20 protein-coding genes are annotated in these 26012 nt (G+C 57.5%); 5 read left to right on the top strand and 15 right to left on the bottom strand.

The window, feature by feature from the left end; translation table 11 throughout:
• Nucleotides 1–79 precede the first annotated feature (79 nt).
• The 7 genes from FZF21_RS04675 to queA all read right to left on the bottom strand — a co-directional run bounded on the left by FZF21_RS04675 (nucleotide 80) and on the right by queA (nucleotide 6738).
• Nucleotides 80–760 (bottom strand): YafY family protein, encoded by a 681-nt coding sequence (locus FZF21_RS04675; RefSeq protein ID WP_017383166.1) that lies wholly within the window; start codon nucleotides 758–760, stop codon nucleotides 80–82.
• Nucleotides 761–770: 10 nt separating this feature from the next.
• Nucleotides 771–1136 carry a VOC family protein gene (locus FZF21_RS04670; protein WP_017383165.1) on the bottom strand — a complete coding sequence of 122 codons (366 nt, stop codon included), beginning with the start codon at nucleotides 1134–1136 and terminating at the stop codon, nucleotides 771–773.
• A gap of 138 nt (nucleotides 1137–1274) precedes the next feature.
• Nucleotides 1275–2246, bottom strand: coding sequence for a protein translocase subunit SecF (secF, locus tag FZF21_RS04665; RefSeq protein ID WP_003859105.1), 972 nt, complete (start codon nucleotides 2244–2246; stop codon nucleotides 1275–1277).
• A gap of 10 nt (nucleotides 2247–2256) precedes the next feature.
• The gene (gene secD / locus FZF21_RS04660; RefSeq protein ID WP_017383164.1) at nucleotides 2257–4104 is read right to left on the bottom strand and encodes a protein translocase subunit SecD; all 1848 of its coding nucleotides are present in this window, start codon (nucleotides 4102–4104) and stop codon (nucleotides 2257–2259) included.
• A 27-nt stretch (nucleotides 4105–4131) separates the two neighbouring features.
• Nucleotides 4132–4464 (bottom strand): preprotein translocase subunit YajC, encoded by a 333-nt coding sequence (gene yajC / locus FZF21_RS04655; RefSeq protein ID WP_003859109.1) that lies wholly within the window; start codon nucleotides 4462–4464, stop codon nucleotides 4132–4134.
• Between the two features lie 22 nt (nucleotides 4465–4486).
• Nucleotides 4487–5614, bottom strand: coding sequence for a tRNA guanosine(34) transglycosylase Tgt (gene tgt / locus FZF21_RS04650; RefSeq protein ID WP_003859110.1), 1128 nt, complete (start codon nucleotides 5612–5614; stop codon nucleotides 4487–4489).
• A 53-nt stretch (nucleotides 5615–5667) separates the two neighbouring features.
• The gene (queA, locus tag FZF21_RS04645; RefSeq protein WP_015571304.1) at nucleotides 5668–6738 is read right to left on the bottom strand and encodes a tRNA preQ1(34) S-adenosylmethionine ribosyltransferase-isomerase QueA; all 1071 of its coding nucleotides are present in this window, start codon (nucleotides 6736–6738) and stop codon (nucleotides 5668–5670) included.
• Nucleotides 6739–6830: 92 nt separating this feature from the next.
• Between queA and acpH the strand changes: the two genes are divergently transcribed.
• Nucleotides 6831–7412: an ACP phosphodiesterase gene (acpH, locus tag FZF21_RS04640; protein WP_015571305.1), complete on the top strand. Its 582-nt coding sequence runs from the start codon at nucleotides 6831–6833 to the stop codon at nucleotides 7410–7412.
• A 127-nt stretch (nucleotides 7413–7539) separates the two neighbouring features.
• On the top strand, nucleotides 7540–8142 hold the full coding sequence (locus tag FZF21_RS04635) for a peroxiredoxin C (RefSeq protein WP_003859113.1): 603 nt from the start codon (nucleotides 7540–7542) through the stop codon (nucleotides 8140–8142).
• A 50-nt stretch (nucleotides 8143–8192) separates the two neighbouring features.
• On the opposite strand, the gene FZF21_RS04630 is transcribed toward FZF21_RS04635, so the two are convergent.
• The 7 genes from FZF21_RS04630 to phoB all read right to left on the bottom strand — a co-directional run bounded on the left by FZF21_RS04630 (nucleotide 8193) and on the right by phoB (nucleotide 19441).
• Entirely contained in the window at nucleotides 8193–9572 is a 1380-nt protein-coding gene (locus FZF21_RS04630; protein WP_047738051.1) for a DUF3999 domain-containing protein, read from the bottom strand.
• Entirely contained in the window at nucleotides 9569–12178 is a 2610-nt protein-coding gene (locus FZF21_RS04625) for a DUF2339 domain-containing protein (protein ID WP_047738052.1), read from the bottom strand. Before FZF21_RS04625 ends, FZF21_RS04630 begins: the two co-directional genes overlap by 4 nt.
• A 91-nt stretch (nucleotides 12179–12269) precedes the next feature.
• Nucleotides 12270–14087 (bottom strand): maltodextrin glucosidase, encoded by a 1818-nt coding sequence (gene malZ, locus FZF21_RS04620; RefSeq protein ID WP_047738054.1) that lies wholly within the window; start codon nucleotides 14085–14087, stop codon nucleotides 12270–12272.
• Between the two features lie 163 nt (nucleotides 14088–14250).
• Nucleotides 14251–15624, bottom strand: coding sequence for a proline-specific permease ProY (gene proY / locus FZF21_RS04615; protein ID WP_017383160.1), 1374 nt, complete (start codon nucleotides 15622–15624; stop codon nucleotides 14251–14253).
• 81 nt (nucleotides 15625–15705) lie between these two features.
• Nucleotides 15706–17025 (bottom strand): branched-chain amino acid transporter carrier protein BrnQ, encoded by a 1320-nt coding sequence (gene brnQ / locus FZF21_RS04610; protein ID WP_003859118.1) that lies wholly within the window; start codon nucleotides 17023–17025, stop codon nucleotides 15706–15708.
• A 409-nt stretch (nucleotides 17026–17434) separates the two neighbouring features.
• Nucleotides 17435–18730: a phosphate regulon sensor histidine kinase PhoR gene (gene phoR, locus FZF21_RS04605; RefSeq protein ID WP_017383159.1), complete on the bottom strand. Its 1296-nt coding sequence runs from the start codon at nucleotides 18728–18730 to the stop codon at nucleotides 17435–17437.
• A 21-nt stretch (nucleotides 18731–18751) separates the two neighbouring features.
• Nucleotides 18752–19441: a phosphate response regulator transcription factor PhoB gene (gene phoB / locus FZF21_RS04600; protein ID WP_003859122.1), complete on the bottom strand. Its 690-nt coding sequence runs from the start codon at nucleotides 19439–19441 to the stop codon at nucleotides 18752–18754.
• Between the two features lie 187 nt (nucleotides 19442–19628).
• Here phoB and sbcD point away from each other — a divergent pair, with 187 nt between their 5' ends.
• Together sbcD and sbcC are read left to right on the top strand one after the other, a co-directional pair.
• Nucleotides 19629–20834, top strand: coding sequence for an exonuclease subunit SbcD (gene sbcD, locus FZF21_RS04595; RefSeq protein ID WP_017694432.1), 1206 nt, complete (start codon nucleotides 19629–19631; stop codon nucleotides 20832–20834).
• Nucleotides 20831–23962, top strand: a complete 3132-nt coding sequence (sbcC, locus tag FZF21_RS04590) for an exonuclease subunit SbcC (RefSeq protein WP_047738058.1) — start codon at nucleotides 20831–20833, stop codon at nucleotides 23960–23962. Before sbcD ends, sbcC begins: the two co-directional genes overlap by 4 nt.
• A gap of 83 nt (nucleotides 23963–24045) precedes the next feature.
• Here the strand turns inward: sbcC and mak are convergent, their stop codons facing one another.
• Entirely contained in the window at nucleotides 24046–24951 is a 906-nt protein-coding gene (mak, locus tag FZF21_RS04585) for a fructokinase (protein WP_045911121.1), read from the bottom strand.
• 123 nt (nucleotides 24952–25074) lie between these two features.
• Between mak and rdgC the strand changes: the two genes are divergently transcribed.
• Nucleotides 25075–25989 carry a recombination-associated protein RdgC gene (gene rdgC, locus FZF21_RS04580; RefSeq protein WP_006809928.1) on the top strand — a complete coding sequence of 305 codons (915 nt, stop codon included), beginning with the start codon at nucleotides 25075–25077 and terminating at the stop codon, nucleotides 25987–25989.
• The last annotated feature ends 23 nt before the right edge of the window (nucleotides 25990–26012 follow it).

Below are 26012 nucleotides of genomic sequence, written 5' to 3'. Positions count from 1 at the left end.
ATTCCGCCCGGTGGCGCTACGCTTACCGGGCCTACGATCCGAATGTAGGCCGGGTAAGGCGTAGCCGCCCCCCGGCTTTTTACTGCCTCACCTTGCGCAAAAAATCTGCCAATGACCTGTCCGCACTCTCGCTAAACCGCCTCTCCGTCTGCACAATATTGAGGCATCGGTCGAGCCGGAAACAGCGGTAGTCATCGCGTCGCTCGCACCACGCAGCCAGCAGCCAGTGCTCCCCCCAGAAGAACAGCCCAAGCGGCTGCACCTCACGCCAGGTTAACTGCCCGGCCTCATCACGATAATGCAGCGCCAGCACGCGCTGCGCAGATATCGCCTGATGAATCACATCAAATCCGCTGCGGGAATGGGGCTGAAGCGCAATATCCGGCGCATATATACGCGTCTGCTCCGCCTTGCGGCGGCTCTCTTCTGGCAGGATCGCCAGCACTTTTTCCTGGGCCGACTCCAGCTCGCGCGACAGCGATTCCCCGCCCCAGGTTTTGAGCAGGCGAATCGCCACCATCAGCGCCTCGGACTCTTTGTTGGTCAGCATCAGCGGGGGTAAATCAAAACCCGACATCAGCCGATATCCGCTTCCCGCCTCGCCTTCCACCGGCACGCCGGAAAGCGACAGGTCGCGGATATCGCGGTACACCGTGCGCTCGGACACGCCAAGCCTTTCCGCCAGATGCGCTGCCGTTGTCAGACGCCTGCCCCGAAGGATCTGCACAATCTGGAACAAACGGTCAGCGCGTCGGGTCATCGGTTTACTCTCATACCGGTTGATGGAGGCCGACGCGATTACCTTCGCTGTCGGTAAACAGGGCTATAGTGCCAATGCCTTGCGGCAGTTCCAGCGGGCCAAACACGCACTCACCGCCCGCAGAAGCAATACGATCGAGCGTGGCCGCCAGATTGTCAGTATGCAGGTAGATAATAGCGCCCTGCGAAGACGGTGTAACGCCGTCAAATTTCGCCAGCGCGCCGCCGGTGGCCGGATCCTCGTGCGGGAAAATCGCCAGATCAGCCACGTCCATCTTCTCGCGCCGCAGCGCGACCTGCATCACCGACTCATAAAATTTGATGGCGCGATCCATATCGGCGACCGGAATTTCAAACCAGTTAATAACACTTTTCATACGTCCTCCTGCCTGTTGTTAGGGTTCAGAAGGAGTCTACGACAGGGCTCCTGACAGCATACTGTCAGGAGTGTTTGTGAGATGCAGACAAAAAAAATCCCGGCCAACAGGCCGGGATTTCGATACTACATAAGACTCTTACGGCAGAATGGACGGCTGATCCGCCCCTTCTTTCTCGACTTTCTGCTGGATCAGATGCTCGCGCTTCATGCCCAGCTTCAGCGCCAGTGCGGACGCGACGTAGATAGACGAGGCCGTACCGATAGACACACCGATCAGCATGGTCAGCGAGAAGCCTTCCAGCACCGGGCCACCGAACAGGAACAGCATCAGGATCACCATCAGGGTGGTGCCGGAGGTGATCAACGTACGGTGCAACGTCTGGGTCAACGACACGTTAAAGATTTCGTACGGCGTGCCGCGACGGATCTTACGGAAGTTTTCACGAATACGGTCAGATACCACGATACTGTCGTTCAGTGAGTAACCGATAACGGACATCAGGGATGCCACAATCGTCAGGTCAATCTCAATGTGGAACAGAGACAGTATGCCCATGGTGATCACCACGTCGTGCGCCAGGGCGATAACCACGCCTGCCGCCAGTCGCCACTCAAAGCGGAAACCGACGTAAATCAGGATCGAGATCAGCGCCACCAGCAGCGCCATCGCACCGGTCTGCGCCAGGTCAGCACCAACGCTCGGGCCGACAAACTCAATACGCTTAACCGTTGCATCCTGGCTGGTCGTTTCGTTAATAACCTGGACGACCTTGCTGCCCAGCTCCTGGCTGCCGTTGGCATCGTGTACCGGCGGCATACGCACCATGATGTCGCGGCTGCTGCCGAAGTTCTGTAGCAGCGGCTCTTCAAAGCCCGCTTTTTGCAGAGACTCACGCATCTGGTCCATATCGACCGGTTTTTCCAGGGTAATTTCGATCACCGTACCACCGGTGAAATCCAGACCCCAGTTGAAGCCTTTCACGCCCATAATGACGATGGACAAGATCAGCAGAAAACCTGAAATGCCGAAGGCCCAGTAGTCCCAGCGCATAAAGTCCCAGACTTTACGGCCGTGGTTCAATTGTTCAACAGTATATTCCTGTGCCACAACGCACTCCTCAGATAGACAGCTTTTTGACGCGCTTGCCGCCGTACAGCAGGTTCACGATGGCACGGGTGCCGACAATAGCGGTAAACATCGACGTTGCGACACCGATACCGGTAGTAATCGCAAAGCCTTTGATCGCGCCAGTACCCACTGCATACAGGATAAGAACCTTAATCAGTGTTGTTACGTTCGCATCGAAGATGGAGCTGAACGCCCCTTTGTAGCCTTCTTCGATCGCCTGCTGTACAGAACGACCGTTGCTCAGCTCTTCTTTGATACGTTCGTTTATCAGTACGTTGGCGTCGACCGCCACCGCAAGGGTTAGAACGATACCCGCAATCCCCGGCATGGTCAGCGTCGCCCCCGGCAGCAGGGACATGATACCGATGATCAGCACCAGGTTGGCAATCAGCGCGGAGGTCGCAATCAGGCCGAACTTCTTATAGAAGAAGATCATGAAGATGATGGACACCGCCAGACCGGCCAGACACGCTTCCAGACCCTGTTTGATGTTCTGCATACCCAGGGTTGGACCGATGGTACGTTCTTCAACAATCTGAATTGGCGCAATCAGCGCACCGGCACGCAGCAGCAGAGAGAGCTGACGCGCTTCGTTCGGGTTGCTGATACCGGTAATACGGAAGCTGTTACCCAGACGAGACTGGATGTTGGCGATGTTAATCACCTCTTCCTCTTTCACCAGCACGGCACGGCCATTGGCGTCTTTCTTACCGCTGTCTTTGTACTCCACGAACAGGGTCGCCATCGGCTTGCCGATGTTGTCCTTGGTGAAGTTAGACATGATGTTGCCACCTGCGCTATCCAGCGAGATGTTAACCTGCGGCTGGTTGTACTCATCCTGGCTTGAAGTGGAGTCGGTAATATGGTCACCGGTCAGGATCACGCGTTTGTACAGCACAACCGGCTGGCCTTCGCGGGTCTGTTTCACTTCAGAATCGCCCGGCACACGGCCTGAAGCCGCAGCAGCCTGGTCGACATTGGAGTTAACCAGACGGAACTCCAGGGTCGCAGTCGCGCCCAGAATCTCTTTCGCACGGGCGGTATCCTGGATACCCGGCAGTTCGACCACGATACGGTCAGCACCCTGACGCTGTACCAGTGGCTCAGCCACGCCCAGCTGGTTTACACGGTTACGCAGAATGTTAATGTTCTGCTGAACGGCGTATTCACGTGCTTCACTCAGACGCGCGTCGGTCATTACCGCACGCAGCTGGTTGCTGCCCTGAGAGGTGATCACCAGATCGCGGTGACGCTGAGACAGATACGTCACAGCCTGATCGCGTGCCGCGCTGTCGCGGAACGTGATGCTCAGGCCGTAGTTATCTTCTTTACGTACGGTGGTGTACGGAATGCCCTTATCGCGCAGATCGCTGCGCAGGCTGTCGATATTCTGTTCCTGTAGCTTGCCGAGCGCGGTATCCATATCCACTTCCATCAGGAAGTGAACGCCGCCACGCAGGTCAAGACCCAGTTTCATTGGCTCTGCGTTCAGCGCAGCCAGCCAGCGTGGGGTTGCAGGAGCAAGGTTAAGCGCCACGACATACTTATCACCCAGCACGCCCATCAGCGCTTCACGTGCGCGGAGCTGCGTGTCGGTGGTGTCGAAGCGAGCAAGAATTGCGCCCTCTTCCAGTGCCACAGACTTAGCGGTAATTTTTTCTTCTTGTAACGTTTTCTGGACCTGGATCAGCGTTTGCTCACTGGCGGCGACACCGCGCGCGCCAGTGATTTGAACGGCCGGATCCTCACCATACAGGTTGGGAAGCGCGTACAGCAGGCCGACGATAATCACGACGACCAGCATGATGTACTTCCACAAAGGATAACGGTTTAACACGGCAGTTCCCTTTGGGAAAAGTTGGGATTACAGCGCCTTCATGGTGCCTTTCGGCAGAACGGCAGCTACGAAGTCACGTTTGATAACCACTTCAGTGGTGTCGTTGAGGGCGATAGCAATGTAGCCGTTTTCCGCTACTTTGGTTACACGACCCACCAGGCCACCATTGGTCAGGACTTCATCGCCCTTCGCGATGGAGTTCATCAGGTTTTTGTGCTCTTTAGTACGCTTCTGCTGTGGACGCAGGATCATGAAGTAGAAGATCAGACCGAACACAACCAGCATCAGAATCAGAGACATCGGGCTGCCCTGCGCTGGTGCACCCGTTGCTGCTACCGCATCAGAAATAAAAAAGCTCATTCAAATTCCCTCATTATTAAAATTAATCAACGTTCAACGGTGGAACATCCCGCCCCTGACGTTGGTAGAAATCGGTCACGAAGCTCTCTAATTTACCCTCTTCGATAGCCTTACGTAAACCAGCCATTAAGCGCTGATAATAACGAAGATTATGAATGGTATTGAGACGCGCCCCCAAAATCTCGTTGCAACGATCGAGATGATGCAGATACGCGCGAGAATAATTGCGACAGGTATAGCAATCGCACTCGGAATCGAGCGGGCTGGTGTCACTCTTATGCTTCGCGTTACGGATTTTCACCACGCCATCGGTAACGAACAAATGACCGTTACGCGCGTTTCGGGTTGGCATAACGCAGTCGAACATATCAATGCCGCGACGTACGCCTTCCACCAGATCTTCTGGTTTACCCACACCCATCAGGTATCGTGGTTTATCCGCCGGGATTTGCGGGCAGACATGCTCCAGAATGCGGTGCATGTCTTCCTTCGGCTCACCCACAGCCAAACCGCCGACAGCGTAGCCATCAAAGCCTATCTCTACCAGACCTTTAACCGAGATATCGCGTAAATCTTCGTAAACGCTGCCCTGAATAATGCCGAACAGCGCATTTTTGTTTTGCAGGGAGTCAAAACGGTCGCGGCTACGCTTCGCCCAACGCAGGGACATCTCCATAGAACGCTTGGCGTAGTCCCAGTCCGCCGGGTATGGCGTACATTCGTCGAAGATCATTACGATATCGGAGCCGAGATCGTACTGAATCTCCATGGATTTTTCCGGATCGAGGAAGATTGGATCGCCGTTGATCGGGTTACGGAAGTGTACGCCCTGCTCGGTGATCTTACGGATATCGCCCAGGCTGAAGACCTGGAAACCGCCGGAGTCGGTGAGGATCGGGCCTTTCCACTGCATGAAATCGTGCAGGTCGCCGTGGAGCTTCATGATCTCCTGACCCGGACGCAGCCACAGGTGGAAGGTGTTGCCGAGGATAATCTGTGCGCCAGTGGCTTCAACTTCTTCCGGCGTCATTCCTTTTACGGTGCCGTACGTGCCCACAGGCATAAACGCGGGGGTTTCTACCACGCCGCGATCAAACACCAGACGACCGCGACGCGCGCGGCCATCGGTGGTATCGAGTTCAAATTTCATTTTTTCTCCGACGTCAGAAAAACAGTCCAACGTTGTAATACGGTGCCGCGGACTTATTCCCCGACACGCTCATTCAAAGCCTGCGGATTGTACGTGATAAACATCGCGTCACCGTAGCTAAAAAAGCGATATTTTTGTTCTACCGCAGACTTGTAGGCGTTCATCGTATGCTGATACCCCGCAAACGCGGAAACCAGCATAATCAACGTCGATTCAGGCAGATGGAAGTTGGTCACCAGCGCATCAATGACTTTGTACTGATAGCCCGGGTAGATAAAGATCTGCGTATCGCCAAAGAACGGCTCAATCAGCTCGCTTTTCGCGGCCTGCGCAGCGCTCTCAAGGGAACGTACCGACGTTGTACCGACGGCCACGACGCGATTACCGCGCGCTTTCGCCGCCAGCACCGCATCCACAACCTCCTGTGGCACTTCGGCATACTCAGAGTGCATGATGTGGTCTTCGATGCTGTCCACGCGCACCGGCTGGAAGGTGCCTGCACCAACGTGCAGCGTCACGAAGGCCATCTCAATGCCCTTGGCGCGCAGCTTTTCCAACAGCGGTTCATCAAAGTGCAGGCCCGCCGTTGGCGCCGCCACCGCGCCAGGCTTCTGGCTGTAGACGGTCTGATACAGCTCGCGGTCGGCCTCTTCGTCCGGGCGCTCAATATACGGCGGCAGCGGCATGTGGCCGATAGCGTTCAGGATGTCGAGCACCGTGCGCTCGTCGTTGAATTCCACTTCAAATAGCGCGTCGTGACGCGCGGTCATGGTCGCTTTGATGCTCTCGTCATCCCCCAGCAGCAGTTCAGCGCCCGGCTTCGGCGCTTTGGAGGCGCGAATATGTGCCAGAATACGTTTATCATCGAGCATACGTTCGACCAGCACCTCAATCTTACCGCCGCTGGCTTTACGGCCAAACAGACGCGCCGGGATCACGCGGGTATTGTTAAAGACCAGCAGATCGCCAGGGTTGAGCTTGTCGAGCAGATCGGTGAAAGTACCGTGCGTCAGCGCGCCCGTTGGCCCGTCCAGTGACAGCAAGCGACAGCTGCTACGCTCAGGCATGGGGTAGTGAGCAATCAGGGATTCAGGTAGTTCAAAGGAGAAATCGGCGACGCGCATGACGTATACTCGTGACTTAAAAACAGGCGGCATAGTCTAGTGCTCACACCCTTTTGCTGCAACAACTAGCCGCCACCGGACAACGAAAACGCATGAATTTTCTCGCTCATCTGCATCTCGCTCATCTCGCGGACAGCTCCCTCTCCGGCAATTTGCTGGCCGATTTTGTACGCGGCAACCCCGCGGAAGCGTACTCCCCTGAGGTTGTCGACGGGATTTTTATGCACCGCCGCATCGACGTGCTGACCGATAACCTGCCGGAAGTGACGGAAGCCAAAGCCTGGTTCCGCCCCGAAACCCGACGCGTGGCGCCGATCACGCTCGACGTCATGTGGGATCATTTCCTGTCGCGCCACTGGTCCCGGCTGTCGCCTGATATGTCGCTGCCTGAGTTTGTGCGCTACGCCCACGCGCAGGTGTCGATCATTTTGCCGGACTCCCCGCCGCGCTTTGTGAATCTGAATAACTATCTCTGGTCTGAACGCTGGCTGGAGCGATACCGCGAGATGGATTTCATTCAGAACGTCCTGAACGGCATGGCGAGCCGTCGACCGCGTCTGGACGCGCTGCGCGACTCATGGCATGACCTGGATGAACATTATGATGCGCTGGAAACCCGCTTCTGGCAGTTCTACCCGCGTATGATGACGCAGGCGAAAAATAAAGAACTGTGAAGTCGGTTCGATTGATAGGTAAAAGCTGGTGGAACGATTGTTACCACCTCTTTGTCTTATTCCCGTACTGCCTCTATACTGGCCCGCGTTGCGTTCCAAATAACCTTAGTATCTACAGGAGAATCATATGGTTCTGGTAACTCGTCCGGCTCCGGATTTTACAGCTGCCGCCGTTCTGGGCAATGGTGAAATCGTTGAAAACTTCAACTTCAAACAGCACACCAACGGTAAAGCGACCGTTCTGTTCTTCTGGCCAATGGACTTCACTTTCGTTTGCCCGTCTGAGCTGATCGCGTTCGACAAACGTTACGAAGAATTCCAGAAGCGTGGCGTGGAAGTGGTTGGCGTCTCCTTCGACTCTGAATTTGTACACAACGCATGGCGTAACACCCCTGTCGAAAACGGCGGCATCGGTGCAGTGAAATACGCGATGGTTGCGGACATCAAACGCGAAATCCAGCAGGCTTACGGTATCGAACATCCGGACGCTGGCGTTGCACTGCGTGGTTCTTTCCTGATCGACGCGAACGGCATCGTTCGTCACCAGGTTGTGAACGATCTGCCGCTGGGTCGTAACATCGACGAAATGCTGCGCATGGTTGACGCGCTCCAGTTCCACGAAGAGCACGGTGAAGTGTGCCCGGCTCAGTGGGAAAAAGGTAAAGAAGGTATGGCGGCTTCCCCAGACGGCGTAGCTAAATACCTGTCCGAGAACGTATCCAGCCTGTAATCGGCACGGTTTACGAAAAAAACCCGCGAATACGCGGGTTTTTTTATGGCTTATGCTGCGCCGTCTTTTTTTACCTCGCGCCAGATGCGCCATGCCATACCCGCAAGCACCATCACCCCCGCAATCAGTACGCCCCAGACCATCAGCGTTTTCATTCTGCTTTCCTGCTCAGCCGCAGACGTCGCGGTTAAACGCGCCTCGCCACCCAGCGGGACAGGTTCCAGCGTATCCGCCATCGGCAGGGCTGCCAGATCGTAGGTTTTACGCAGTTCGGTCGGGATCAGCATATCCGTCTCCACGCTCGCCGGTTTCGCAGCCCCGTTCCCCCACGCGAGCAGGTACGGCCCCTTCCCCTGCGCGTTAAACACCAGATCGTAGCGCACGCGTTGCCCGGTCACGCCAGGCAGGTTCTCAGGCAAACGCGCATTGAGGGTCTTGATTTTTACCGCCTCGACCAGCCCGCCAGGGAGCGGAACAGGTTCAGACGTTTTGCCGCCGAGCTGGTAGATCACCTCTTTTTTCAGCGTATGCCACCGATCCTTATCCGCCTCCCGCCAGGCTATTTCTGCCGGGAGAACACCGTCGCCATTCAGCATGAAGCCGATCGCACTCAGAGGCTGCGGATGTTTCCAGCGCCACACGGCTTCGCTTTCGGATAACCGCTCCCCCTCTCCCGCCAGGCTAATGTGCTCAGATTCCGGCTGTGCAGGTGCGTTAATCGCGTTGACGCCGGTTAACGTCAGGGCAGAACGCCCCGTGTTCAGCACCAGCAGCAGATAACGATTCGCCTCAGGCGATAACACCAGATCGGTATCGATGCGGTCGAGCTTCAGGCGATCCTGTCCACTCATCACGTCCAGCAGGGGCATCTCTTCGCGCAGGGTATACCAGTTTTTCAGATCCTCGCTGTAATAGACCGATGCCGTCCCCTGCCACGAGCCCTGCGGCGTGTCCCAGAAAAGCTGGAGCTGAGAGAGCGGAACCTCCGTCGCGTTTTCCGGCAGGGTCAGCAGATAGTGCTGTCCGGCAGCCGCCGCGTGTTGCCCTTCCAGCACAATTTCCACGCCGTTTCTGGCCCGTAGCATAATTTTATCGCCGCTGTCCTCTTCTCCGCCCGGCGAGGCGTTAAGCGCAAAGAGGCGCAGCGCCGTGGTGGTCGGTGCCGGCTGCGGACGCGTCGTGGTAACCAGGCTGAACGGTACCGGCTCGCCCGACTGATTAAACACGCGCACGTCGCGCAGATCGGGCGATGTGCTCTGCTGATAAACCGCCAGCGGCAGCATGACCCGATACCACGGCGAAGAGGCAGAGGTATCAAGGGACAGGCCATAGGCATAATCCCGCGGGGATTCCGCTGGCGCGCCCTCGCAGAATGCCGGACCGGCCACGGCCAGCAGTGCCGTACAAACAACCGCGTTCATCCATTTCATTTTTCTTCTCCTGCTTTAGGCGGTAGCGGCGAGAAATAGCCCACAATCAGGACCAGGATCGCCACGCCAATAAACGCGACGGCGCGCGCCAGGCCGCCACCGCCCGCGCTGTCCACCAGCATCAGTTTGAGCATGACCACCCCCAGTAGCGCCGCACCGCCAAGCCACTGCTGACGGGAGGCGTGACGGGTGGCGCGGATCATGACCACCAGCGCGCACAACATCCAGAACAGGGCAAAGGTGGTCTGGATAAGCCGCGAATGCCACAACGACTCCATATTCCAGGCCACCTCGCCGTACCACGCCAGCGCGCGCAGCAATGCGCCGTTAAGCCACCAGAAACCCAGGGCCATCAGCACAACGGCGGGCCACGGACGGGACTGCGCAAGCGATGCCGGATAGTAGCGATCCACTTCCCGATAAAACACCACCAGCCCCAGCAGCGCGAACGCCGCCCCTTCCTCAAGCGGGTTCACCAGCGGCAGCCATGTCTGTCGATAGACCACACCGTCCTGCAAATTGGTCACGACCAGCAATACCACCAGCGCCACAACCACAGGGATCGCGGCAAGGCAGGCGTAGAGCGCAGGCCATACCCGGAACGGCCACCCGCGACGCCGCACGGCCGCGGAGAGCGCCATAATCACCCCACCGCCAACAGCCATCGCAATGCCGCTTCCCCAGGCCGCCATGCCCCACGGCAGGGAGCGGGCAAACCAGTAAAGCTCGGCGGCTATGGCGAGTAAAATCATCCACACCAGCGACAGATGCAGCCCCATTGAGATGCGCGGCAGAAGTTTATCTTCGTCGCACCGCAGCAGCATCAGGGCGGCAGGCAGCGCAATAGCCCAGGCCAGATTTGCCCAGCTGGCCGCCAGGATTTGCTGTTGCCAGATCTGATACAGCACCATCAGCAGCATCACCGGCCACAGCAGCCATTTGCTGGCATCCAGCTCCCGCCACGCCAGACGAGCGGCGGCCTGCCGCCATCCCCAGGCCGACGCCGCCGTCAGCGCCAGCACGCCTGCCAGAACCGATAACTCCTGCTTCAGGAACAGCTGAGATGCGCCCAGCTGCGCCACTAACCAGAACAGCAGCCCACCGGCCAGCAATGCCCAACTGCCCGGCTGCGCGATTTTCTGCCACAGCCAGGCCGCAGCCAGCCAGCAAAGACTGAGCACTGCGAAAATAAGCAGCAGGCTCAACGAGGTGACGCCGTCCATTTGCGCCCATATCGCGCTGCCGAGCGCCAGCACCAGCAGCGCCGTCCCGCTATAGCTCATGCGCCGCTGCTGCTGTTGCACGCCCAGCCAGAGAATACCCAGCCCTTCCAGCGCCCAGGCCATCGCCGTCCAGCGCGCTGAAAGCGCCAGCGGAATGGCAAGCGTGGCAAACCCGCCGCCGATCGCCAGCGCCGCCATAATCAGTGGCCGCCCGACAGACGGATAGCGTCGCAGTGCGAGAAACGCCAGTGAGAGATAAAACGCACCATAGCCCAGCGCACTGAGCGCCGGGCCGTACGTCCAGTGAGACGTCATGCCATACTGCATCCCAAAACCAATCAGCGGCGGAGCAAACAGCAGTGCGCCGTCAATAATCTGTTTGCCTTTTTCCTGCGCCCGCAGCGACAGCGCCACGCTAAACACGCCAAAAATAAGCGTATTGGCAATCAGGAACAGCTGACAAATAATATAGTCTTCCGGCTGGTAGTCGCTCAGCCCCCACACCCCGCCAACACCAAACGTGAAGATCAACCCGAGCAGGTTCAGCTCGCGCCAGTGCTGCCAGATGCTGATGGCGAGAATGCCGATGGAAAGCAGGAGATAGAAGGAGAACAGCGCCACAAAGCTGCCGCCTCCGGTAGACAACAGCAGCGGCGCAAGGTATCCGCCGAGGCTCGCCAGCATGGCAAGGCTCAGCGCCTTTTGCAGCACGGCCAGCCCGACGCTCGCCGCGCAAATCACCACCAGCAGCGCAAACGCCAGCGTCATCGGCAGCATTTGCCACAGCCGGAATGCGCCAAAGACGGTCAGATAAAGCACGCCGGTCGCCCCGCCCTGGAGGATCAGCGCGTAGATCCGCTGCCTGTGCCGCAGCCGCCATCCAACGGCCAGCAGAACCATGGCAAATAGCGCCGTGGCGGCAAGACGCAGCTCAAGCGGAAACAGTGAATGTTCAACGGTATAGCGCAGCAGGAACGAGAGGCCGAGGAAGAGCAGTATAATCCCCAGTTTTGCCAGCGGATTGCCCTGCATAAACCAGCGCGTCAGCGAGGACAGGATGCCGCCAAAGGCGGAAGGCCGTTTTGCCGCCGGTACAGGCGCAGGTTCCGCTTCAGTGACGGGCGGTTCGGGACGCCAGGGATCGACAGGTGCGGTAACGGCTTCTGCCACCGACGCTGGCGTCTCCACCGGCGCGGCGGTCTGCACCGGCTCCGGCGCTTTCTCCGTGACACCGCGCTGCTCAAGCGCCTCAATGCGCTGGCGAAGCCGGGCGATCTCCTGCCGCGCCGCCGTGCTTCGGTTAAAGCCTATCACCGCGAGCACGGGTGCCACGACCAGCGCAAAAACCAGGAACAAACAGCCAAGGATGTAAAGCTCGTCCATGTTTCCACCTTCACCGTAAACGATCCGCTAAGATTGACACAAATCGTTGCATTTGCGCCATCTTAAAAGGTGAAAACCATTCTGCCTGCGCTTAGCTGCCGAACCAGACCGCAGCGGAGATCGCGGGCAGCGTGAGCACGCTCTCCTGGAACGTCGCTTTACCCTCTTTGATCTTCCACGTTTTACCGGCCAGCAGCGGTGAATCTTCCAGCACCACTTCACACGCCTCGCCCCGGTTGATCGCCACCAGCACGCGCTGCTGGTTATAGACGCGGACAAACACCACTACGTTATCGTGGGCGTACATCACCTGACAGCCCCCGTAGCGCAGGGCCTGACTCTGCCTGCGCAGCGTCGCCATACGCTGGTACAGGCTGAACAGATCCTGATCCTGTTTTTCACTCTCCCACGGGAAGGTTTTACGGCAGAACGGATCGTTATTCCCCTCCAGCCCCACTTCATCGCCATAGTAGATGCAGGGTACGCCCGGCCAGGTAAAGAGCCAGGTCACCGCCAGCGGCAGACGCACCACATCTTTACCCAGCAATGATTTAAAGCGCGCGGTATCGTGGCTGTCGAGCTGGTTAAACATCCGCAGCTGCTGCTGATGCGACAGGCCAGCGCGATAGTTTTCCATCCACGCCATGCAGGTTTCGGCGTCAATATGCTGCGGATCGTAAGAGATATCGGTGTTAGCGAGGAACCCCCACAGCGGGAAGGTGAAGCCGCGATAGTTCATCGCCGCGTCTTCTGCATCAGCCTGCAACCACTGACGCGCGTCGCCAAAGTGCTCCCCGAAGACGAATGCTTCCGACCGGGCCGCTTTTGCCGACCGGGTAATGGCGGCGACATGCTGAAGGTTATTCCGCGCCCCGCCTGCTTCACCCAGCATATGCACCACGTCTAGTCGCCAGCCGTCCATGTTCCACGGCGCTTTCAGCCAGTGGCGCACGATGCTGTCGTCGCCGCCGTAGATCTCATTCACCAGCGATGGCGACTGGAAATCGAGCTTCGGCAGACTCGGGTAACCCAGCCAGTCCAGGGCGCGGCCATTCTCATCAAAACTGTACCAGTCACGCTGCGGTGAGTCCGGATTATGGCATGCGCCGCCCATCGATTGATTATGACGGTCAAACCATGCGTGAGAATCACCGCTGTGATTGAACACGCCATCAAGGATCAGGCGCATACCCTCTTTTTGCGTGTTGTGCCGCAGCCGCAGCAGCGCCTCGTCACCGCCAAACTGCTCGTCAACGTGGCGGTAGTCCTGCGTATCGTATTTGTGCACGCTTGGCGCTTTAAACACCGGGTTCAGGTACAGCGCCGTGACGCCGAGCTTTTTCAGGTACGGCAGTTTTTCGCTGATACCGTCGAGATCGCCGCCGTAAAAGGTCGATCCCCCCGCCTGGGCGGTCAGCGGCTCGTCCCATTTTTTCAGAATGATGTCGTGACCGACCGCATGATGGTAATAAACCTTGTCCTGATCGGCGGTGCGCTTTTCGCTGCGCGCAAAGCGGTCCGGGAAAATCTGGTAAAAGACCTGATCGTTAACCCACTGCGGGCCGTTATCCGGGTGATCCACGGCAAACTGCTCCAGCCGGGCCGGAGGAAAACGGCTGAAGCCCTGCGGGGTAAACCACAGCTGCCGGTTATTCCACAGCAGCTTGAAGCCGTAGCGGCGACGCGGCTGCCCGCTGCGCAAATCGATATTTGCCCGCCACGCCGTGACGCCCGGCTGCGGCTGGCTGCGCACTTTGTGCATTTTCAGCGACGTTTCTTCGTTATCCACTTCGGCGCGCAGGGTCACACGTTCAGGCTGATTGTCCCCTGCCAGCCAGAGCGTAATCACAAGGTTGTCTTTGTTTTGCTTAACAAATGGGGCAACCGGAAGGTGCCAGGCGTTTAACATCACGAATCCCCTTTGATGAAATTGACGTCACCTTGCCACAGGGTGATTAAAGATAGCTCATCGTGTTCGGGATTATTGGGGGAGGAGAACGAAGGAGGAGATTTTTTCCAGGGCAAAAGGGAGTGTAGGCCGGGTAAGCGCAGCGCCACCCGGCATTTTTACCTTACTGTGCTTCCGCCAGCTGACGATCGCGGCGACATTTAAACATCCAGCCCACCAGCAGCAGGACGATCCACGCGAAGCCCACGTACAGGGAAATACGGGTATCCGGGTGATAACCAATCAGGCCAATGATGAAGACCAGGAAGATGAGACCGACAATGGTCGTTGGCACGCCGCCCGGCACTTTAAACTTCAGCGCTTTGGCCTCTTCTGGCGACAGGCGGCGACGGAACGCAATCTGCGACAGCAGGATCATGATCCACACCCACACCGTCGCAAAGGTCGCCAGTGACGCAATCACCAGGAAGACGTTCTCCGGCATGATGTAATTCAGGTAAACCGAGAACAGCAGCGCCACGGTCATGACCAGCACCGTTACCCACGGGGTGCCGCGACGCGACGTTTTGGCAAACACCTTCGGCGCACTGCCCTGCTCCGCCATGCCGTGCAGCATACGACCCACGCCGAACACGTCACTGTTGATGGCCGACAGCGAGGCGGTCAGTACCACAAAGTTGAGAATACTGGCGGCAAACGCAATGCCCATATGCTGGAAAGTCAGGACAAACGGGCTGCCGTTGGTGCCCACCTGGTTCCACGGGTAGATGGACATAATCACAAACAACGTGCCCACGTAGAACACCAGGATACGCATCGGCACCGAGTTGATGGCGCGCGGAATGGACTTCTCCGGATCTTTCGCTTCCCCGGCGGTGATGCCGATAATCTCAATACCGCCATAGGCGAACATGACCATCTGAAGCGACATGACCATCCCGAGCCAGCCGTTGCTGAAGAAGCCGCCGTTGCTCCACAGGTTATGGATGCCGGTTGGCTGCCCACCGTTGCCGATACCCCAGATGATGATGCCGAAACCGGCGAGGATCATGATGATAATGGTCGCGACCTTGAAGAAGGAGAACCAGAACTCCAGCTCGCCAAACACCTTCACGCTCATCAGGTTGACGGCGCAGATGATCAGCACCACGCTCAGTACCCAGATCCAGTGCGGCACGGCGGGGAACCAGACCCCCATATAGATGCCAAACGCCGTCACATCGGCAATGGCGACAATCAGGATTTCAAAGCAGTAGGTCCAGCCGGTGATAAACCCGGCCAGCGGGCCTAAGTTTTCTTGTGCGTAGCGGGAGAAGGAACTGGCAGAGGGGTTGTGAACCGACATCTCCCCCAGCGCACGCATGATGATATAGGCCGCCACGCCGCCGATGATGTAGGCCAGCAGAACGCTTGGACCGGCCATTTTGATGGCATCTGCCGAGCCATAAAAAAGACCGGTGCCGATAGCCGAGCCCAGCGCCATAAAGCGGATGTGGCGGGTGCTCAATCCACGTTTAAGTTTGTTAGTGCTTTCCATTAAAATCTTGCCATTCAACACGAAAAAAACAAAAAACCACGGGGCCTTAAGCCCCGTGGTTAAACAATTTGTTGCCGTTGATTAATGGGCGTTGGATGTCACCTGACGCCCTGCCGCACGGTCCCAGATAATCGCCAGAACCAGCGCTACAACGGAAGGCATCAGCCAGGCCAGGCCCTGCTCGGACAGCGGCAGACGCTGTGTCCAGGCTGGCAGGATTTCTGCAAATGCTGATGCTTTGATCCCGTCAAGGATACCAAAAATCAGGCTGATAAACATGGCCGGCGCAATAATTCGCGTCGAGTTATGCCACCACGGGCGGGTGAAGCTCAGCACCACCAGCACGATACATGGCGGATAGATCGCCGTCAGCACCGGAATTGACACCTGAATCAGGTGGCTCAGACCGAGGTTTGACACCGCCATGGAGAAGATGCCAAGGATAAACACCAGCGTGCGGTAAGAGAGCGGCAGATACTGAGCGAAGAACTCCGCGCAGGCGCAGGTCAGACCCACCGCCGTCACCAGACAAGCCAGGAAAATCAGCGCCGCCAGCAGCATGCTGCCTGCACCACCAAAGGTATGCTGCACGTAAGCATGCAGGATCGCCGCGCCGTTTGCGCTCTGATCGACCAGCGTTGCGCTATCTGAACCCAGACGGAACAGCGCCAGATACAGCAGCGTCAGGCCGACACCGGCCATCAGGCCAGCCCAGATGGTGTAGCGAGTCAGCAGGCGCGCTTCGGTCACCCCGCGGGAACGCGCGGCGTTAACGATAACGATACCAAACACCATCGCACCCAGCGTATCCATTGTCAGATAGCCGTTCACGAAACCGTTTGAGAACGCCGCGTTCTGATAAGCGTCCATCGCGGAGCTGATGGGCCCCGCAGGCCAGACGATGGCCGCAACCGCCAGCACGATCAGCGCCACAATTTTCAGCGGAGCCAGAAAGTTACCCACGGTATCCAGCAGTTTGCCGGGATAGAGAGAAACCAGAATCACGATGGCGAAGTAAATGAGGCTGTAAATAAACAGCGGCATCGCGCCGTCACCGGTCAGCGGGGCGATACCCACTTCAAAGGAGACGGTCGCCGTACGTGGGGTCGCGAACAGCGGGCCAACGGCCAGATAGCAGACGGTTGCCAGCAGAACGCCAGCCACTTTGCCAATCGGGGTGCTGAGGCTGTCCACACCGCCACCGACTTTCGCCAGCGCGATAACGGTCAGTACCGGCAGGCCCACGGCAGTAAGCAGGAAGCCAAACGCAGCCGTCCAGACGTGTTCACCCGCCTGTAAGCCAACCATTGGAGGAAAAATGATGTTACCTGCGCCAACGAACAGCGCAAATGTCATAAAGCCCAGCGCGATAATGTCACGCGATTTCAAGTGATGGGTCATAAAACCTTACTGCCTGTGGATGTGGTGTTGAATACGTTGAGATTTTCGCCATCCCTCACGGGACGATACAGCGGAAAATTTGCTCAATTTCAGCGGGATATGCTCCCGTCCTGGCGTGGCGAAGAATAGTTTTTCGATTTACCACGCAAATACAGTCGGTCTGACAGTATATGGGGGGCAATTTAAACGCTTATAACGTTTAAAGGCAAGAAGGGATCGTAAAACCAGAACAATATGCCAGCATGAAAATTCAGACCAAAATAATATGCCATGTATAAGAAAAACTCATGGCTAATCATGCGAACAAAAAAGCACCAGCCGTATAATATTCATCCGCGTTTCGCTTGACTGCAAAGCAAACGGGCCAGCAATCGCTGGCCCGTGGAAAGGTAGCCTGACACATCTGCCGTCAGGCGCTTTTTTTGGCAATTAATCGTTCCGGAATCACGAAGCTAAAGCGCGTGCCCTTACCCAGGGTGCTTTCGATATTGAGCCGGCTTTCGTGGTGGCTGACGGCATGCTTCACAATTGCCAGTCCCAGTCCGCTCCCGCCGGTCTGCCGCGAGCGCGCCTTATCCACCCGGTAGAATCGTTCGGTGAGACGCGGGAGGTGCTCGGGCCCAATCCCCGGCCCGTTGTCCTCGACGCTAAACTCAGCGCCCGCCGGGGTATGCTGCCAGCACACCGCGATATGCGTCCCTTTCGGGGTATGATTCACGGCGTTATAGACCAGGTTTGAGATAGCGCTTCGCAGCTCATCTTCACTGCCGAGCACTTTCAGCGTGTTATCAACGTCAAAACTCAGGGTGTGCTGATTATGACTCAGCGTTTGGGCTTCGCGCTCCACCACCCGCAACATCATCGGCACATCAATGATGTCGTTTAGCGCCAGCGACGGGGCAGCCTCAATCTTTGAAAGCGTCAGCAGCTGTTTGACCAGCCCTTCCATGCGGAACGTCTGCTCCCGCATGGTATGCAGTGCTTTCTCACGCGGCGCCCCCTCAAGCGTTTGCTCCTGCATCATCTCCAGGTAGCCCTGAAGCACCGTCAAGGGCGTACGCAGCTCGTGGCTGACGTTGGCAAAGAAGTTACGTCTCGCGCCCTCAAGCTGGTGCATCTGGGTAACGTCCCGCGCCACCATCAGCCACTGCCGATCGCTGTAGGGCATCACGCGGATTTCCAGATGGCGACCGTTATTGAGCTTCAGATTGTGCGGGCGCGAAAAATCCCGCTTTTTCAGATACAGCGTGAACTCGGGATAACGCAGAAGGTTCAGGATGTTCTGACCATTATCATCCGGCCAGCGCAGGCCCAGCAGCTGTTGCGCGAGGCCATTACACCAGAAGATTGTCCCTTCTTCTGTCGTCAGGATCACCGCGTCCGGCAGCGACTCCGCACCGCTACGAAAGCGTTTGATCAGGCTTCCCAGCTCACGACGGCGCTTTTTGTTACGCATCTGCATCTGGTGCAGGCCGTAGAGTAGCGGTTCCCAGCTCCCGCTTCCCGGCGGGGGTGTCATACTTCTGTCGACCCACAGCCACCAGGAGAGACGCAGTAAATTCCAGAAATGCCAGACGAGCAATCCCGTCACGGCCACCAGTAAAAACCACGGCAGATAGCCAAAGATAGCCCCCAGAATGAGGGCCGGAATACAACATAAGATCAGTTCAAAGACGAGCCTTTTCCATGACAGACGTTCCAGCACGCGTCACACTCCTGTCATTGTTCAGAAACGGGTCGAGAAACGATAACCCGTGCCGCGGACCGTCTGTACCATGCGATCGTGGCCGCTCAGTTCCAGTGCTTTACGCAGGCGGCGAATATGGACGTCAACCGTTCGGTCTTCGACATAGACGTTAGTTCCCCAGACGTTATTCAGCAACTGTTCGCGGCTGTAAACGCGCTCCGGGTGGGTCATAAAGAAGTGCAGGAGTTTAAATTCGGTCGGTCCCATATCGAGGGGATTTTCACCGGTCATGACCCGGTGTGAGGTAGGATCCAGGCTCAGCCCCTGCATCTCAATCACCTCTTCCACCGCCATCGGTGAAATACGGCGCATCACGGCTTTGATACGCGCCACCAGCTCTTTCGGGGAGAACGGTTTAGTGATGTAATCGTCCGCGCCGGTTTCCAGACCGCGCACGCGATCCTCTTCCTCGCCGCGCGCCGTCAGCATTACCACCGGGATATCGCGGGTCATCGCCTCGCGTTTGATATGCTTGATAAACTGCAATCCGGAACCGCCAGGCAGCATCCAGTCCAGCAGGATCAGATCGGGCCAGGGTTCATTCAGCTGGTTCACCGCGCTGTCATAATCTTCCGCTTCAACCGGCTGGAAGCCATTTTGTTCAAGCACGAAGCACACCATTTCACGGATCGGAGCTTCATCTTCTACGACCAGAATACGTCTCGCCATACTTTGCCCTGTCTTATCGTATTTAAGTTACAAGTCTGTAATGCGGCGTCATTATGCGTCAGATTTATGACAGATTTATGAAAAACATTACCACTATAAATAGCAAACTGTTGTTTTATTACAGCGGTTATTTTCCGTTCCCCGAACGTTTATAATCCTGCTTTCTTATTATTGCCACGGATCTTTTATGCGCATACTTCACACCTCAGACTGGCACCTGGGTCAAAATTTTTACAGCAAAAGCCGCGCCGCGGAACATGAAGCGTTCCTGAACTGGCTGCTGGAGACGGCTCAGGCTCACGAGGTGGACGCGATTATTGTGGCGGGCGACATTTTTGATACCGGATCGCCGCCGAGCTATGCGCGTGAGCTGTACAACCGTTTTGTGGTCAACCTCCAGCAAACCGGTTGTCACCTGGTGATTGTCGCCGGAAACCATGACTCGGTGGCGACGCTGAATGAATCCCGCGATATTCTGGCGTTCCTCAATACCACCGTGGTGGCCAGCGCCGGACACGCGCCGCAGATCCTGAAAAAACGCGACGGCACGCCGGGCGCAGTGCTGTGCCCAATTCCGTTTTTACGCCCGCGCGATATCGTGCAAAGCCAGGCAGGTCTGTCCGGCAGCGAAAAACAGCAGCATCTGTTGCAGGCCATCACCCGCTATTATCACCAGCAACATACGGAAGCCTGCGCCCTGCGCGGCGATCAGGCCATTCCGATCATTGCCACCGGGCACCTCACCACCGTCGGAGCCAGTAAGAGTGATGCGGTGCGCGAGATCTATATCGGTACGCTGGACGCGTTTCCGGCGCAAAACTTCCCTCCCGCCGACTACATTGCCCTCGGGCATATTCACCGGGCGCAGATCATCGGCGGCTGCGAGCATATCCGCTACTGCGGCTCGCCCATTTCGCTCAGTTTTGACGAAACGGGCAAAGCCAAATCCGTGCATCTGGTGAGCTTCACCGGAGGCAAACTCAGCGCCGTTGAGACGCTTGAGGTGCCGGTCACCCAGCCGCTGGCGGTGCTGAAAGGCGATCTGGCCGCTATTACCGCTCAGCTTGAGCAGTGGCGCGGCGCAGCGCTTAATCCCCCCGTCTGGCTCGATATCGAAATCACCACCGACGACTACCTGTACGATATGCAGCGTAAAATACAGACGCTGACGGAAGACCTTCCCGTGGAGGTGCTGCTGGTACGCCGCAGCCGCGAGCAGCGCGAGAAAATACTGCTCAACGCCCAGCGTGAAACGCTTAGTGAACTTCGGGTTGAAGAGGTGTTCGCGCGGCGGCTTGCGCATGAAGAGGTGGACGAGGCCAGACGCACCAGGCTTAACGAGCTGTTTGCCCAGACCCTGCATTCCCTCCATGACGAGGACGAAAACGCATGAAAATTCTGAGCCTGCGCCTGAAAAATCTGAATTCGCTAAAGGGTGAGTGGAAAATTGATTTCACCGCGGAGCCGTTCGCCAGCAACGGGCTGTTTGCCATCACCGGCGCAACCGGCGCGGGTAAAACCACGCTGCTGGATGCCATCTGCCTGGCGCTTTACCACGAAACGCCGCGTCTTAATAAGGTCTCTCAGGCGCAAAACGACCTGATGACGCGCGATACCGCCGAATGCCTGGCGGAAGTAGAATTTGAGGTCAAAGGTGTTGCTTATCGCGCTTTCTGGAGCCAGAACCGCGCCCGCAACCAGCCGGACGGGAACTTACAGGCACCGCGCGTTGAGCTGGCCCGCTGCGAAGACGGCAAAATTCTGGCCGACAAAGTCACGGATAAGCTGGAACAAACCGCCACGCTTACCGGGCTGGACTATGGTCGCTTTACCCGTTCGATGTTGCTCTCTCAGGGGCAGTTTGCCGCCTTCCTGAATGCTAAACCGAGCGATCGCGCTGAGCTGCTGGAAGAACTGACCGGCACGGAAATTTACGGCCAGATTTCCGCCATGGTTTTCGAAAAACACAAAGCGGCACGTAACGCGCTGGAGATGTGCGAAGCGCAGGCCGCAGGGGTTGTGCTGCTGAGCGAGGAACAGCAGCAGCACTTGCAGCAAAGTTTGCAGGCACTTACTGACGAAGAAAAAGTCCTGCTGGCACAGCAGCAAAGCCAACAGAAAGATTTTCAGTGGCTTACGCGTAACGACGAACTGATACGTGAGCAGCAGCGTGCAGCCGCTTCGCAGCAGCAGGCGCAACAGGCTCTGACAGACGCCGCGCCCCAACTGGCGAAGCTCAAGCTGGCGCAGCCCGCCGCCCAGCTACGTCCGCTATGGGAGTATCAGCAGGAGCAGACCACCCGCCTGGCACAGACAACAGAGCGAATTGTTGAAGTAAATACTCGCTTACTCGACAGAGCGGCGCAGCGCTCGCGTATCCGTAACGGTGCGCTGCGCAACCGTGAACAGTTGCAGGCAGAGCACACGGTACTGACGCAGTGGCTGACCGAACACGATCGTTTCCGTCAGTGGGGGCAGGAAATTGCCGGCTGGCGGGCGCATTTTACGCAGCTGAATCGCGATAAGAATCAGCTTGTTGCCCAGTCAGCGCGTATGGCTGAGCTTCGTCAGAAGCTGGCTGAGATGCCTGAAAGTAGGTTGACGCTGACGGCTGAGGATCTCGCGACGGCAATGGAGCAACAGGCACAATCGCGGGCGCTCCGCCAGCGTCTGACCGCGCTTCACGCTCGCTATCAGCCGCTGCAAAAACGACTGCGCCAGAATGCGGAAAGCGTGCAGAAAGCGCAGGCTGAGCAGGGTAAGCTCAATGAAACGCTGATCCTGCGGCGTCAGCAGTTCAAAGAGAAAAATCAGCACTATGCCGACCTGAAAGCGCTCTGTGAGCGTGAGGCGACAATCAAGGATCTTGAGAACTATCGTGCACAGCTCGAAGCGGGTAAGCCTTGCCCGCTCTGCGGTTCACGCGAACACCCGGCAGTTGTGCAATATCAGGCGCTTGAACTGACCGACAATCAGCGCCGCCGCGACGCGCTGGAGAAAGAGGTTGCCGCGCTAAAAGAGGAAGGATTGCTGGTGCTCGGGCAGGTGAATGCGCTGACCCAGCAGATCCAGCGCGAGACAGAGGAAGCACAGACTCTCTCTGAGGAAGAGCAAGCACTCACTAAAGAGTGGCTGGAGGTCTGCGCCTCCCTGAACATAGCGCTGAATATTCAGGATGATATTGCCCCCTGGATGAGCGAACAGGAACAGTATGAACGCCAGCTGTATCAGCTCAGCCAGCGTCTGACGCTGCAAAACCAGCTCAATGAACAGGAAGGTCAGGCGCGCCAGTACCAGCAGCAGCTGACGGCGACGCGTCAGGCGCTGGCGGCCTCGTTACAATCGCTGTCGCTTAGCGTGCCCGATGAAGGGGCTGAAAGCGCCTGGCTGAGCGCGCGCGAAAGCGAATATACCCTGTGGCAGGAAAAACAGGCCCAGCACGGTACGATTCAGGAAGGTATTAACGCCCTGATGCCCATTCTGGAAACGCTGCCGGTTACCAATGATGCAGAAGCCGACGCGGTTATCCCTGAGAACTGGCGCGGCATCCACGACGAATGCGTGTCGCTGCAAAGTCAGCTCACCACCCTACAGCAACAGGAGACGCTTGAGCGTGAACGGCTCCAGCAATCACAGGCTCAGTTCAACGCCGCGCTGACCGCGAGCTGCTTTGCCGATCGGGAAGCATTTCTCTCCGCCCTGCTGGATGAAACGTCGATCCGCCAGCTTGAACAACAAAAGCAGACGCTGGAGAACCAGCTCCAGCAGGCCACGGCGCTTTCGGTGCAGGCAAGCATGCAGCTTCAGGCGCATCAGGCACAGCGCCCCGAGGGGCTGGAAACCGATGCCGCAACGCTTCAGGCGCAGTTACACCAGCTGGCGCAACAGCTTCGGAACAACACCACGCATCAGGGGGAGATCCGCCAGCAGCTCAAACAGGACGCCGATAACCGTCTGCACCAGCAGGCGCTTATGCAGCAGATTGAGGAGGCGGCGCGTCAGGCCGACGACTGGGGCTATCTCAACGCGCTGATAGGCTCCAGCACCGGCGATAAATTCCGTAAATTCGCCCAGGGGCTGACGCTGGATAATCTGGTGTGGCTTGCCAACCAGCAGCTCAACCGTCTGCATGGCCGCTATCTGCTTCAGCGTAAAGCCAGCGACGCGCTGGAGCTGGAAGTGGTCGATACCTGGCAGGCCGATGCGGTACGCGATACCCGTACCCTTTCCGGCGGGGAGAGTTTCCTGGTCAGTCTGGCGCTGGCTTTAGCGCTTTCCGATCTGGTCAGTCACAAAACGCGCATTGACTCGCTGTTCCTGGATGAAGGATTCGGCACGCTCGACAGCGAAACGCTGGACACCGCGCTGGACGCGCTCGACGCGCTGAACGCCACCGGGAAAACCATTGGCGTGATCAGCCACGTAGAGGCAATGAAAGAGCGCATTCCGGTGCAGATCAAAGTGAAGAAGATCAACGGGCTGGGATATAGCAGGCTGGACAGGGAGTTTGCGGTGCAGTAAATGGGGGGATGATGCGCTCTGGTGCCCTCACCCTGGCCCTCTCCCACGGGGAGAGGGCACAAACATCAAAAACGGTTTTGCGTTTATTCCGGCCAGAGCCACGCCGCGCCGCGTACGCCGCTGGAGTCACCGTGGACGGCTTTGCGGATCGGCGTTTCGCACTCGCCGCCAAATACCCACTGTTTCACCAGCGTTGGCACCGTGGCGTACAGCCGGTCGACGTTGCTCATGCCTCCGCCCAGTACAATCACGTCGGGATCAAGAATATTGATCACATGCGCCAGTGACTTAGCCAGCCGCATTTCGTAGCGGTTGAGCGCCAGTTCAGCCACCGGATCCTGCTCCTCAACCAGACGCATAATCTCGTTACCTTTCAGCGGCTGACCGCTCAGACGATGATAATCGGTGGCAAACCCCGTGCCGGAAATAAAGGTCTCAATACAGCCCTGCTTGCCACAGTAGCACGGTACTTCGGCGCGGTATTTGAGTTCATCTTCGTCCATCCACGGCAACGGATTGTGTCCCCACTCGCCCGCGGTGCCGTTGCTGCCAATATGCGAGCGCCCACCGAAGGCCACGCCCGCCCCGCAGCCGGTGCCGATAATGACCGCAAATACGGTCTGCGCGCCAGCCGCTGCGCCATCCACGGCCTCAGACACCGCCAGGCAGTTGGCATCATTCGCCAGACGCACCTCCCGGTTCAGGCGTTGGCTTAAGTCTTTATCAAACGGCTGACCGTTGAGCCAGGTGGAGTTGGCGTTTTTCACCACGCCGGTATACGGCGAAATGGAGCCGGGGATCCCCATCCCGACCGTGCCCGTCTCGCCCGTTGCCTGCTCTGCCATATCGACCAGGCGGGCAATCGTCTCTATGGTCTGGTGATAATCATCGCGCGGCGTAGGCAGACGGTGGCGAAACAGTTGCTCCCCCTGCTCGCTCAGCGCAATAACTTCTGTTTTGGTGCCGCCCAAATCAATCCCAATACGCACAAGACACTCCTCATTATTTTGATTATCAACAGAGTAGAAGCCCGCTTCCCGATTAGCAATGCAAGCGATGCGACAATTCGTTATCATGCCCGCTGATTTAACGACAAGGCCGTGGAAATTATCATGCTGTGGTTCAAAAATTTGATGGTTTACCGTCTCAGCCGCGACGTTTCGCTGCGTGCAGAAGAGATGGAAAAACAGTTAGCCGCTTACTCCTTTACCCCTTGCGGTAGCCAGGATATGGCAAAAACCGGCTGGGTTCCGCCAATGGGTTCTCAAAGCGATGCGCTGACCCACGCCAGCAGCACGGGGCAAATCATCGTTTGCGCCCGTAAAGAAGAGAAGATCCTGCCGACGCCCGTGGTTAAGCAGGCGCTCGAAGCGAAGATCTTCAAGCTGGAAGCTGAACAGGGCCGTAAGCTTAAAAAAACCGAAAAAGATTCGCTGAAGGATGAAGTGCTGCACTCGCTGCTGCCGCGCGCTTTTAGCCGCTTTAGCCAGACCATGATGTGGATCGACACTGTTAACGGGCTGATCATGGTGGACTGCGCCAGCGCCAAAAAAGCGGAAGATACGCTGGCGCTGCTGCGTAAGAGCCTTGGCTCATTACCGGTGGTACCGCTGGCGCTGGAAACGCCGATTGAGCTGACCCTGACCGAGTGGGTGCGCAGCGGGACTGCCGCGCAGGGCTTCCAGATCCTTGATGAAGCAGAGCTGAAAGCGCTGCTGGAAGATGGCGGCGTGATCCGCGCGAAGAAACAGGATCTGGTGAGCGACGAAATCGCCGTGCACATTGAAGCGGGCAAAGTGGTGACCAAACTGGCACTCGACTGGCAGCAGCGCATTCAGTTTGTGATGTGTGATGACGGCTCCGTGAAGCGCCTTAAGTTCTGCGATGAACTGCGCGATCAGAACGAAGATATCGACCGCGAAGATTATGCTCAGCGCTTTGACGCAGACTTTATCCTGATGACCGGCGAGCTGGCGGCGCTGATTCAGAACCTGGTGGAAGGTCTCGGCGGCGAAGCGCAGCGCTGACAGGCAAAACGCAGGCCGGGTAA

Origin of the sequence: Enterobacter sp. LU1 (genome assembly GCF_008271405.2) — a bacterium.
Taxonomy (GTDB): Bacteria; Pseudomonadota; Gammaproteobacteria; order Enterobacterales; family Enterobacteriaceae; genus Enterobacter; species Enterobacter hormaechei_C.
This window is presented reverse-complemented; position numbering and strand designations above follow the sequence as displayed.